We start from the raw sequence: 10,996 nt of genomic DNA, 5'->3' as shown, positions 1-10,996 counted from the left end.
GGCGGCTGACCCACGAGGGGTCTGGGTTCGGGGAAGCGCATCCACGGCTCGATCTGCACCTGTTCGTCCGGTGTGACGGTGATGATCTGCACGTCGATGGGGCGCTTCGTCTCGTTGTCGACGCGGATGATGCTCAGTTCCGCGTTCATCTTCAGCGGTCCCGGTGTCAGTGCATTCGCCAGGGCACCCCCGGTCGTCGAGCTGACATAGCGGGTACCCGAACCGAAGTTCTCCGGTCCGACCCGTCGGTGCCAGTGTCCGCTCAAAGCGTAGTCGGCACAGCCCGAGCGCAGACTCGGTGCGCCGACGGCCGGGTCGTGGATGAGCATGATGTCGAAATCGGCCGCGCAGGCTTCGTCGCGCAGCCGCTGCGCATACTGGTCGGCGGTGAGGTCCGTCTCCAACTGCGGACCGGACCCGAACACGGTGCGACGCGGGTCGGCGGCGCCGAAGAAGGTCACCCCTGACAGCTCCGCGGTGGAGTCCTCGAGCACGTTCCACCCCCGGGACATCGCGTGCCGCGTCGTTCCCATGGAATCGTGGTTGCCTTTGACGATCATGCGCGGCAGCTTCTCCGGCAGTTCGTTATCGACGACGTCGAGACAGTAGTTCTCTGCCGATGTGCCCGTCATGGAGATGTCCCCGCCGTCGATATAGGCATCGGCCCGGCTCAGTCCCGCGACCGCCCCGACGACGCGGGCCATGCCGATGTTGCAGTGGATATCGGACCCGTAGACGAACGTCGACACGCCCCTCCCGCCTCCGCCATCGCCGCTGTCGGCAGCAGGTGCGCCGACTCCGGCGGGCGGAACGAGCCCCCGATCGGACCAATTGCCGGTGATCGGACGCGAGTCCCATTGCGCCCGCAGCGCCGCGAGGACGTCGTCGTAGAAGGCGTCATTGTCCGCGGCGAAGTCCTGCACCGCGCCGAACGCCGTGTCGATGATCCCGCCGAGGCGGCCGGTGACCTGGGATCCGGCCAGTGGCGTGTCCGCGAATGCCGGATCGGCGACGATCGGCTTCGGACGGTTGAGCACGACGGTCCCCAGTCCGGTGAGGACGAGCACGAGCACCAGCCCGATGCCGAGGAGTTCCTTGCCGGCGAAGGCCCGGACGACGATAGCGGCTCGGGTGGGTCCGAGGAAGAGGGTGAGGCCGACGAGTCCGCCGGTGATGAGGCAGACGGCCAGCGCCCATCGGCTGAGGATCTCCTGGCTGAGACCGGCGATGACCTGGTCGATCTGTGCCTGCGGGGCCGTGAACAGCGAAGCGTAGGAGGCGATGTCACCGCCGAGGGCGTCGACGGTTCCCCCTCCGGGGTCGGCTACCGCCTCAAGGTCTGCCGCGGGCCGCTCCTCGTCGTCCGAGTCGCCGGACACGGGGATCTCCCCGATGTCGACGTGCAGTCCCAGACCGAGGGGGATGACATCCTCGGCGGGCACGAGCAGCCTGCCCAGGGGGCCGAAGTCGACGGTGAGCCGGGAGTCCGCGGTGACCCGGTACTGCGCCTCATGCGGGCCGAAGGTGAGATCGGCTCGCGAGGTGAACAGCGCCCAGGGCAGAGTCACGAGTGCGACTGCCGCGAGGGTGATGACGAGTGCGGTGATTCTCCGACGTGATGACACGACCACAGTCTAAGGACGCCGCCCGTCGTCGATGGAGCAGCCGATGAAGGTCGGTTCGGGTTCGAGGGTGATGCCGAACGCGTCCTCGACGCCGGCGACGACCGCTGCCGCGAGATCGATCACATCGGCCGTGCTCGCGTGTCCCCGGTTCGTCAGAGCCAAGGTGTGCTTGGTCGACAGCGTCGCCCGCCCTTCGCCGAGGCTGTAGCCCTTGGAGAAGCCGGCGTGCTCGATCAGCCAGGCCGCCGAGGTCTTCGTCTTCCCCTCGATCTTCGCCCCGCTGAGCGGGTCGCCCACCGGGTAGCGCGGGGCCTCGGCCGGTAGGATCTCGGGGTTGTCGACGATGGGGTTGGTGAAGAACGACCCGGCAGACCACGAATCATGGTCGTCCGTGTCGAGGACCATGCCCTTCGACCGGCGCAGCGCGATGACGTTCTCGCGCACGTGGGCCGCCGGGACGCGGGTGCCGATCTCGACGTCGAGCGTCGATGCGAGCTGAGCGTAGCGCACCGGCAGCGACTCGTCGCTGCGCTGGAGGTCGAAGGTCACCGAGAGCACGACGAACCGCGGGGTCCCGGCCGCGATCTGGGCGCGTTTGAGCGCCGAGGTGCGGTAGCCGAATTCGAGTTCGCCGGCGGTGAGGTGGCGGATCTGGCCGGCGACTCGGTCGAAGACCTCGACGGAGGAGATGAGCTCGCCGACCTCCGTGCCGTAGGCACCGACGTTCTGGATCGGGGTCGCGCCGACCGACCCGGGGATCCCGGACAGCGCTTCGAGCCCGGACAGCCCCAGGCCGAGAGTGTGGGCGACGAAGGAATCCCAGTCCTCCCCCGCCTCGGCGGTGACCCGGGTGTCGGCCGTCGTGGTCTCGGTCGTCTCCACCCCGGTGGTCCGGACCACGCAGACCGGGCCGCCGAAGCCGGCATCGGCGATGAGCAGATTCGATCCGCCGCCGATGAACAGGACTTGCGCCGTCTCCTCACCGTTGAGTTCGAGCGGGTGGGCGGCGCAGAAGTCGAGCAGTTCGTCGCGGGTGTTCGCGACGGTGACCTGCGGGGCCGGCCCGCCGAGGCGGAAGGTGGTGAACGCGGACAGGTCCTGCGAGTGGGCTTGACTCACGCCGAGATCCGAACCTGGGTGCGGCTGAGGACATCGGCCGCACCGGACTTCACGGTGATGTCGATGCGGGCGGTGCCGACGGCGGGGTCGACGGCGCCGACCGTGGCGGTGAGTCTGAGCGAAGTCGTCGGGGTCGCCGGTGATCCGGTTTCGGCATCAGGGACGACGACGGGGGCGGAGAAGCGGGTCCGGTAGTCGACGATCGCACCGGGGTCGCCGAGCCATTCGGCCACCGGGGCGATGACCGCCGCCATCGAGAGCATTCCGTGGGCGATGACATCGTCGAGACCGACCTCGCGGGCAAAGCGTTCGTTCCAGTGGATCGGGTTGTGATCGCCCGAGGCCGCGGCATAGTCGACCAGGGAGGCACGGGAGAGCGGGATCTCGGATTCCACGACTGTGTCTCCGATGGTGAGTGTGGAGAAGTCGATGGGGCTCATTCTCCGTCTCCTCTCACGACGATGGTCGAGGTCACGGTGACGACGGGCTGTTGCGCGACATCGGTGATCTCGGTGCGGGTGGTGATCATGGCGTTGCTGCCCGCGGCCCGGACTCCGTCGACATGGGTGACGGCCGCCAGGACGTCGCCGGCGACGATGGGGCGGGTGAAGGAGAACTGCTCGGAGCCGTGGACGACCTTCGAGAAGTCGATACCCGAATCGGGGTCGGAGATGTAGGCGGCTTCCGATTTCTGCGCGATGATCACGGCGAAGGTGGTCGGGGCGACGACATCGCGGTAACCCAGTGCGGTCGCCGCTTCGGTGTCGAAATGGTAGTCGGCCTTCGCTCCGGTGGCGAGCGCGAACTCCGCGATCGCCTCCCTGGAGACCTCATAAGGCTGCGGCAGGGAGAACGTGGCCCCCTGCTTCTCCGTATTCACCGGCATATGCGCTCTCTCTTCTGCTGGGGTCGGTATCGACACCAGCCTAAAGCACGGCCTCCGGATGAGGTTCACCGGCGAAGAATTGATCGCGCGTTCGTATCCGGTTCACACAATTCCTGCACCATCGGGCTCATGGCTTCGAAACTGGTATATGTTGTCCACATCACATTTGGTAAGGAGTAGTGCGATGACGAACGAATCCCCCAGCGCAGACCCGACGAGCCCCGAGGCACAGACGGCGAAACCCGGCGCGCGAGTCAAAGACGCAGTCGCGGTCCCCTCACCGCAGGCTCCGGGTCCCGGCGCTCCCGCCGCCGGTGCGCCGGCGGCCGCTGCGCCGGCAACCGCGACAGCCGCTTCGGGACCGGCCGCAGCCGATGACGCCCCACCGCAGGTCGAGGTGGCCGTGGCCACCGACGCCGCCTATGCCGGCAAGGAAGCCGAGCGGGTCCAGCTGCGTCGACCGCTGCGCAACGTGTCCGAGGTCCGGCATTTCTTCCGCACGAATCAGACCCCGATCTTCTTCGTCGGCGCCACCCCGTTCAACCTGCTCGGTCTCGACCGGTGGGTGCGCAATTTCTCATACATCACCTACTACGACGGCTGGGACGGCGGACATCCGCGCGTGTTCTCCCCGCGTTACAAGCCCTATGTCGAGTTCGAATCAGGCGAGGCGATCAACAACTGGCTGCTCCTCAACGCCGAGGTGCGTGCTCATATGACGCGCAATGTCCCCCATGGTGAGCGGGTGAAGGTCGCGATGGTCTTCTTCGACGAGGAGACCGAACGGATCTGCCGAGAACTCGGCTACGATCTCATCCTGCCCTCGGCCGCTCTGCGCAATCAGCTCGATTCGAAGATCGAGACGACGAAGCTCGGCAATGAGGCCGGTGCGTTCTCCGTCCCGAACGTGCTGACCACCGCTGACACCTACGACGAGCTCAATGAGCGGGCCGCCGAGGCGGGGCTGGGCACGGATCTCGTCGTGCAGACCCCCTACGGCGATTCCGGGAAGACGACGTTCTTCATCTCCGATGCCTCCGGTTGGGAGACACACAAGGACGACATCATCGGCGAGCAGCTGAAGGTGATGAAGCGGATCAACAACACTCCGGTCGCCGTCGAGGCGGTCATCACCTCCAGCGGTGTCGTCGTCGGCCCGTATCTGACCGAGCTCGCCGGCTTCGCCGAACTCACCCCGTACAAGGGCGGCTGGTGCGGCAACGAGATGAAGCCAGATGTCCTCAACGCAGAGCAGCGGGCGCAGACCCGGGAACTCGTGCGCAAGATGGGCGAAGGTCTGCGCAAACGCGGCTACCGGGGGTTCTTCGAAGTCGATGTCCTCGTCGATCTCGACAACGACGACTGCTACCTCGGTGAGCTCAATCCGCGCATCTCCGGGGCCTCGGCGATCACGAACGTCACGGCAGGTGCCTATGCCGATGTGCCGCTGTTCCTGTTCCATCTGCTCGAATACCTCGATGTCGAGTTCGACCTCGACATCACCGAGATCAATGAGCGCTGGGAAGAGCTCTCCGGAGCCGATGAGTGGAGCCAGATGATCATCAAGGAGACGGCTCCCATCACGGAGTACATCACGCATTCCCCGCTGACGGGTCAGTACTATCTCGACCAGTACGGGACGCTGACGTACAAACGTGCCGCGCTCGACTGGCACCCGCTGCAGAACGGCAGCGAGGTGTTCTTCCTGCGCGTCTTCGGTGCCGGAGACTATCGCTGGAAAGGGGCGGACCTCGGAGTGCTGGTGACGAAGAATCCCCTGCAGACGAACGTCGGCGGACCCGATGCGCTGAGCATCCGGGCCAAGCACTTCATCGACTCGATCCGTGCGATGTATGCCGGAGTCCCGGTCGTCGCCGACGATCCGTCGCCGGCCCTCGGCGGGCCGGGAGCCAAAGGCGACTGAGCCTACACATCCACGGTGGGCAAAGTCGCCTCGGTGGTAACCTCAACACGAACCGAGGCGGCTCCCAGCTGCCGTCCGCGGACACATTCAGCGCACAAACCGAGGCGGCTCCCAGCTGCCGTCCGCGGACACATTCAGCGCACGAACCGAGGCGAGAATCAGAGGTGCAGAGTGATCGAACCGTCACCGGGCCAGACCGCGGCCACTCCCCCGGCGGACCTGACCGTGACCCCATCGGCACCCGCCGACCCGGCGGCCGGAATCGACCGGGACAACTGGCAGGATCCCGACAACGTCCGCTGGTCGTTCCAGAACGTCGCTCGGGTGCTTCCCACGACGCCGATCTCCAGGGGTGCCGGACCGGTGGCGGAACTGCCCGCGGCCCCGCGGGACCTCGGCGAGGTCGAAGTTCCCGCAACCGAGTATTCGGAGGCGCGCAGTGTCCGCAGCGTCATCGAATCCACCGATACCGATGCCTGGATGCTCATGCACAACGGGACCGTGCTCACCGAGGAGTACTTCGGGGACATGACCCCGTCGACCGAGCATCTGCTCATGTCGGTGTCGAAGTCGCTCGTCGGCACCGTTGCAGGTGTCCTCGCCGGATCTGGTGACCTCGACCCGAACCGTCCCGTCACCGACTATGTGCCCGAACTCGCCGAGTCCGGCTATGCCGGCGCGACCGTTCGCCATGTCCTCGACATGCGTTCGGGCATCCGCTTCTCCGAGAACTACCTCGACCCGAAATCCGAGGTCAGACAGATCGAGGAGCAGATCGGCTGGGCCGAAGCGAAGCGGAAGAACCCCGGCATCGGCATGTACGAGTTCCTCACCACGCTGGAGGCGAAGTCCGAGCACGGCGGAGTCTTCGAGTACCGGTCGTGCGAGACCGATGTGCTCGGATGGGTGTGCGAGAAGATCGCCGGCGAACGCATGCAGTCCCTGATGTCACGGGTGCTGTGGTCGCGGATCGGCGCCGAACATGACGCGATCATCGCCACCGACCAGTACGGGGTGGGGATGTTCGACGGCGGCATCAACACGAGTCTTCGTGATCTCGCCCGATTCGGCTACGTCTACATCAACCGCGGCCAGTCGCTGACCGGACAGCAGGTGGCTCCGACGACGTGGATCGGCGATACGCTGACCACTTCCGAGGATGTGCGTCAGGCCTTCGCCGATGGGCCCGGAGACAATCGGATGCCGGGCGGGGCGTATCACAACCAGTTCTGGTTCCCGTTCCCCGACTCCCATGCCTTCCTGGCGCTGGGCATCCACGGGCAGATGATCTACATGAACCCGGGCGCCAACGTCCTCGGCGTCAAGCTCTCGAGCTGGGGGCTGCCGCAGGATGCGACGAAGATGTTCCCGACGATCCGCGCGTTCGAGGCTCTTGCGAGGGCCGTCAACTCCCCCACCGCTGAGTAGCCGGGAGCCGGCGGGCCGCCATCACGCACCGTTTGGGACCTTTCCTACCGTTGCACTCCCTTCGCACCGGCGGCGTCATCTCCGACAGGTGCTCGATCATCGCGGCTCGTTCCTCGCATAACCTCCCGTTGCAGCAGGTGTGTGTGCGGGGAATCGTGCGGGATGCCCACGTCGCTGCCAGAGTCGGAGTCGTCCCCCGGCGCGAATGTGGCCGAATCGCCACACGTGTCGCCGGATCCGCACACCGAACCGGGGGTTGTCGACAACCGACCGTGGCAGAATCGTGGTGTATCGACAACGCTTGTGATCGCCGGAGCGCGAAGGAGAAACACGATGACCCCGATTCGCCGGACCACCTGGATGCCCCGCCTGCTGACAGCGGCCGCTGGAGCCGCTCTCGCCCTTTCCCTGACCGCCTGTGGGGGTTCCGGAGGGGACGAACCCGCAGAGGACCAGAAATCCGAAGCGGCAGAGACCGACGAGGGAGGATTCGGCGGCGGCGCCGTCGAATCGGAAGCGGCCGAAGCAACCGAATCCGAAACCGCCGAGGCGGAACCCACCGACACGAAATCGACCGATCCGTTCGCCGATGCCGCGAAGACGACGAACTGGGCCAGCGACGACGGCATGAAGATCGACAAGAAGGGCAACGGTGTCGTGCCCGCCGCATCCATCGAAGCCGACCTCATCGACCTGTTCGAGAACAAGCTCGAATTGACTGTCAAAGAAGCCAAGTGCGACTCGGATATGGAGCTCCGCGAGTGGTACGGCTTCAAATCGTGCCAGGTCACCGTCAAAGACAAAGACGCCTACAAAGGTCGGAAGAAGTATTTCGGCACCGTCAAAATCGTCGATCACAAGGACCAGATGGTCAAGTACGAGCTCATGTTCCCCGGCATCGACAAGGACGACTTCGACTTCAAGGACTGATCACCGAGGCGGCCCCGGCCCGACCGCCGAGGCGCCCCCGCTCCGGTCACCGCCCGGTTTCCGAATGTTCGACTGCTCGCTCATCGTCGCCCGTGCTGCTTTCGTCCGCGTGGGCGATGAAGCGTCTGCGCGGGTGTCCCGACGATCCGGTGATGACATAGCTGCCGGCCGCCTCGGCGGGCTCCGGATTCGGTGCGTCCAAGGCGTCGCGGATGATCCGCCGCGGATCATACTGGCGGGGATCGAGCGCCTGCCAGTCCTCAGCGCCCACGGTTTCGGCGGCTCGTGTCCGCGCGGCCTCGGCCTGGGCACGGAGCAGGCGAACCATTTCGCCGAGTTTCTCAGCGTAGTGGGGCAGCCGCCTCGGGCCGAGGATGATCGCGGCGATGATGCCGACGATGACGATCTTCTCGAAGCTCAGGCCGAACATGTCCGACTCCTTTCCGTGGGCGCGGTCTGCGCTCGTCCGGTCTCCAGCTCATCTGCAGTCGGTGCCTCGAAGTTCGAGCGGTACCCGCGGGTCCGGTCGTGGAGCCACGCGATGGCGAGCGCGGCGAGGAAGAGCAGGACCATCGGGGCGGCGACGAAGAACATCGAGAGCACATCGGCGGCGGGGGTGACCAGGGCGGCGAAGACGACGATTCCGACGATGCTGACCCGCCAGGCCTTCGCGATCGAACGGGCAGAGAGCAGTCCGATGAAGTTCAGGACGACGAGGAAGACCGGGAGGACGAAGGCGATGCCGGTGGCGATGACGATCTTGAAGACGAAGTCGAAGTAGTAGGACGCCTGGAGGATGGTGCTGTCCTCGCTCGCGGCGAATGAGGTGAGCACCTCGACCATCCGCGGGAAGACGTAGAGGCCGGTGAGGCAGCCGACGGCGAAGAGCGGAAGTGCGGCGCCGAGGAAGCCGAACGTGTACTTCTTCTCCTTCGCGGTCAGCCCCGGGGTGAGGAATCCGAAGATCTCCCCCAGCCACACCGGGCTGGAGAGGATGATTCCGGAGTACACGGCGATGCGCAGCTGCAGGTCGAAGGCCCCGGTGACGCTGTCGTAGTTGAGCGAAGCGCTGCGGGATGCGGCGAGGTCGGTGATCGGAGCACGGAGGACGTCCATGACGAGGTCTGACGTGAAATAGCCGACGACCGTGCCGATGAGCAGTGCCACCGCCGCGCGCACCGCCCGTGTCCGCGCCTCCCGCAGGTGCGTGGACAGCGGCATCTTCTCCGCGGCGGCGGTGCTCATGATCGCGGCCGTGTCTGATCGGCTGGGCCGGCCTCGGCGGTGGAATCGTCCCTCGCCGAGGCGGGCGCAGGGGTGGGATCGGTGACGATCGGGTCGGTCACCGCTTCGTATCGCGGCGCAGGTGCCGCCTCACCCGACCGGGTGTCGGCCGATTCGTCCTTGAGGATGCGCACGGACTGTCCGAGGCTCTTGGCGAGTGCGGGCAGCTTGGCCGCGCCGAAGACGAGGATGATGATGGCGAGGATGACGAGGGCGTGTCAGCCCGTGAGGTTGTGCAGCATGATGGCGAGCCTTTCCCGGAGTTGTCAGGGCTTTTCGGGGGCGCCTTCGGGAGGGGTTCCTCCCTGGCCTCCGCCTGCCGGGGCATCGCCGCCGGTCGGTTCGGTGTCGGTGTCGACGGGGACGTCGAGTGTGGCGGTGTATCCGGAGTCGGTGTCGCCGCTGATCGTGGCGATCTGGTGCTCGCCTCCGTCGTCGCCGAAAACGTTATCGTCGTCGAGGCTGACGTTCGCAAGGTTCTTCACCGATCCGTCATAGGCGTCGAGTTCGTAGACGGCGTTGCAGGCGTCTTCGGGCATGGCCATCTGCGAGGTGGCGATGGCATTCTCGGCGTCGGTGATGGAGTCGACGTCCGGGTAGACCTCGAAGTGGATGTGCGGCCATCGGCCGGAATAGCAGACAGGGAAGATCGAGGTGAAGGTGACCTCGCCGTTCTCATCGGCGACCTGGACGCCGCGCAGCCAGGTGGCGTCCTCGACTCCCTCGGAATACATCGAGTAGCGGCCCTGAGCATCACAGTGCCACGCGTAGACGGCGGCGCCCTCGAACGGAGCATTGTCACCGGCCATATCGGTGACCGTGAGGGAGAAGGTCAGAGGCACCCCGTCAACGGTGTCGGTCCCGTCGATGTTCGAGCGGATGTCCGAGCGCACGATTCCGGAATCTTCGAGGATGTCCGGACCGTTCGTTCCGTCCGCCGGGTACGGGCCTGCCGTCTCGTCGGGGATCTCGGTGACCGATCCGCTGCTGCTCGAGGCCAAGCTCGTCGAGCCGGAGGCCTCGGAGGTGCAGGCGGCCAGGGCCATGGTGCCGACGCCGGCGCCGACGAGCCCGAGGACTCCACGTCGGCTGAAGAGGGTGCGGATGTCGAACGAGGCGCCCTGGTCGACGACCTCCTCCTCGGGTCGATCGAGGAGCCGTCCTTCGTAGGCGGGTCCGTTGGGGGTCTGGTCCGGTTCGGGTACGCGAGCCATGAGCTGTCCTTCCTTCGATGGTGTGATGACACCATCGTGGATATCGGCTCTGGCGCGGGACTGTGGCGTTACTGAGCGGCGACTGTGGAAGTCCAGACCGGCTGTGTTCCAGCCCACCAGTCGAGGACCCGTTGGGCCTGCAGAGTCACCCACCTCGAGGGCTCGCCGACCGGGGCGTCGACGTGGAACCAGAGGTCGCCGTCAAGACGATGGTCGTGAGTCCAGGTGCCGTCGTCCGAGCGTCCGTCCCTGATCATCCCGATTGCTTCTTCCATTAGCGGGGGCACCCCGCAAGATGAGTCGGCGGTCGCTACCGGGTGTGTTGGGAAGAGAGGCTCGCGCCGATGTTGTCACTGCGCTTCTGCAGTCTGTGGCGTACCTCACAGAGCAAGACCGGCATGGCAGGAAGGAATCGCGCAACACGGTCTCAAGGAGTCCCCGGACACAGAAACTCCCCCATCGGATTCATCATCCTGATGAGGGAGTTGATCGGTAGCGGGAGGGGGACTCGATCCCCCGACCTCACGATTAACAGATTCCAAGCAGACATGCTTCGACTACGACGTGAACTCGCTTCGCAATCTAG

The 10,996-nt window shown here is 65.9% G+C and carries 12 protein-coding genes; 3 read left to right on the top strand and 9 right to left on the bottom strand.

From position 1 onward, the window contains the following. From ACTIIH_RS14815 to ACTIIH_RS14800, 4 genes are all read right to left on the bottom strand, one after another. Positions 1-1,625, bottom strand: a 1,625-nt coding sequence (locus ACTIIH_RS14815; RefSeq protein ID WP_441452669.1) for a metallophosphoesterase family protein, incomplete at its 3' end; no start/stop codon positions are given. Positions 1,626-1,634: 9 nt separating this feature from the next. Next, positions 1,635-2,744, bottom strand: coding sequence for a UDP-N-acetylmuramate dehydrogenase (locus ACTIIH_RS14810; RefSeq protein ID WP_441452668.1), 1,110 nt, complete (start codon positions 2,742-2,744; stop codon positions 1,635-1,637). After that, positions 2,741-3,184 carry a MaoC/PaaZ C-terminal domain-containing protein gene (locus ACTIIH_RS14805; RefSeq protein WP_441090216.1) on the bottom strand — a complete coding sequence of 148 codons (444 nt, stop codon included), beginning with the start codon at positions 3,182-3,184 and terminating at the stop codon, positions 2,741-2,743. The genes ACTIIH_RS14810 and ACTIIH_RS14805 overlap by 4 nt, the downstream gene beginning before the upstream one ends. Then, entirely contained in the window at positions 3,181-3,630 is a 450-nt protein-coding gene (locus tag ACTIIH_RS14800) for an FAS1-like dehydratase domain-containing protein (protein ID WP_025776642.1), read from the bottom strand. The genes ACTIIH_RS14805 and ACTIIH_RS14800 overlap by 4 nt, the downstream gene beginning before the upstream one ends. A gap of 184 nt (positions 3,631-3,814) precedes the next feature. Here ACTIIH_RS14800 and ACTIIH_RS14795 point away from each other — a divergent pair, with 184 nt between their 5' ends. The 3 genes from ACTIIH_RS14795 to ACTIIH_RS14785 all read left to right on the top strand — a co-directional run bounded on the left by ACTIIH_RS14795 (position 3,815) and on the right by ACTIIH_RS14785 (position 7,912). After that, the gene (locus tag ACTIIH_RS14795) at positions 3,815-5,554 is read left to right on the top strand and encodes a biotin carboxylase (RefSeq protein WP_441452667.1); all 1,740 of its coding nucleotides are present in this window, start codon (positions 3,815-3,817) and stop codon (positions 5,552-5,554) included. A 171-nt stretch (positions 5,555-5,725) separates the two neighbouring features. Beyond that, the gene (locus ACTIIH_RS14790) at positions 5,726-6,982 is read left to right on the top strand and encodes a serine hydrolase domain-containing protein (RefSeq protein ID WP_441452666.1); all 1,257 of its coding nucleotides are present in this window, start codon (positions 5,726-5,728) and stop codon (positions 6,980-6,982) included. Between the two features lie 333 nt (positions 6,983-7,315). Beyond that, on the top strand, positions 7,316-7,912 hold the full coding sequence (locus ACTIIH_RS14785; protein ID WP_441452665.1) for a hypothetical protein: 597 nt from the start codon (positions 7,316-7,318) through the stop codon (positions 7,910-7,912). A gap of 46 nt (positions 7,913-7,958) precedes the next feature. Here the strand turns inward: ACTIIH_RS14785 and ACTIIH_RS14780 are convergent, their stop codons facing one another. From ACTIIH_RS14780 to ACTIIH_RS14760, 5 genes are all read right to left on the bottom strand, one after another. After that, positions 7,959-8,342, bottom strand: coding sequence for a twin-arginine translocase TatA/TatE family subunit (locus tag ACTIIH_RS14780; protein WP_441452664.1), 384 nt, complete (start codon positions 8,340-8,342; stop codon positions 7,959-7,961). Beyond that, positions 8,330-9,157, bottom strand: coding sequence for a twin-arginine translocase subunit TatC (gene tatC, locus ACTIIH_RS14775; RefSeq protein WP_441452663.1), 828 nt, complete (start codon positions 9,155-9,157; stop codon positions 8,330-8,332). Before tatC ends, ACTIIH_RS14780 begins: the two co-directional genes overlap by 13 nt. Further along, a complete protein-coding gene (locus ACTIIH_RS14770; protein ID WP_240812150.1) occupies positions 9,154-9,330 on the bottom strand; it encodes a hypothetical protein in 177 nt (58 codons plus the stop codon). Before ACTIIH_RS14770 ends, tatC begins: the two co-directional genes overlap by 4 nt. 132 nt (positions 9,331-9,462) lie before the next feature. Further along, positions 9,463-10,410, bottom strand: coding sequence for an intradiol ring-cleavage dioxygenase (locus ACTIIH_RS14765; RefSeq protein WP_101555440.1), 948 nt, complete (start codon positions 10,408-10,410; stop codon positions 9,463-9,465). Between the two features lie 68 nt (positions 10,411-10,478). Then, entirely contained in the window at positions 10,479-10,685 is a 207-nt protein-coding gene (locus ACTIIH_RS14760; protein ID WP_127364059.1) for a hypothetical protein, read from the bottom strand. Between the last annotated feature and the right edge of the window lie 311 nt (positions 10,686-10,996).

The sequence above is a fragment of the Brevibacterium sp. genome (assembly GCF_052105255.1).
Taxonomy (GTDB): Bacteria; Actinomycetota; Actinomycetes; order Actinomycetales; family Brevibacteriaceae; genus Brevibacterium; species Brevibacterium linens_B.
This window is presented reverse-complemented; position numbering and strand designations above follow the sequence as displayed.

Bases quoted from the DNA above. Each gene is read 5' to 3' on its own strand.
- tatC (WP_441452663.1), bottom strand. From the start codon at position 9,157: ATGAGCACCGCCGCCGCGGAGAAGATGCCGCTGTCCACGCACCTGCGG.
- ACTIIH_RS14765 (WP_101555440.1), bottom strand. From the start codon at position 10,410: ATGGCTCGCGTACCCGAACCGGACCAGACCCCCAACGGACCCGCCTAC.
- ACTIIH_RS14780 (WP_441452664.1), bottom strand. From the start codon at position 8,342: ATGTTCGGCCTGAGCTTCGAGAAGATCGTCATCGTCGGCATCATCGCC.
- ACTIIH_RS14760 (WP_127364059.1), bottom strand. From the start codon at position 10,685: ATGGAAGAAGCAATCGGGATGATCAGGGACGGACGCTCGGACGACGGC.
- ACTIIH_RS14800 (WP_025776642.1), bottom strand. From the start codon at position 3,630: ATGCCGGTGAATACGGAGAAGCAGGGGGCCACGTTCTCCCTGCCGCAG.
- ACTIIH_RS14805 (WP_441090216.1), bottom strand. From the start codon at position 3,184: ATGAGCCCCATCGACTTCTCCACACTCACCATCGGAGACACAGTCGTG.
- ACTIIH_RS14795 (WP_441452667.1), top strand. From the start codon at position 3,815: ATGACGAACGAATCCCCCAGCGCAGACCCGACGAGCCCCGAGGCACAG.
- ACTIIH_RS14785 (WP_441452665.1), top strand. From the start codon at position 7,316: ATGACCCCGATTCGCCGGACCACCTGGATGCCCCGCCTGCTGACAGCG.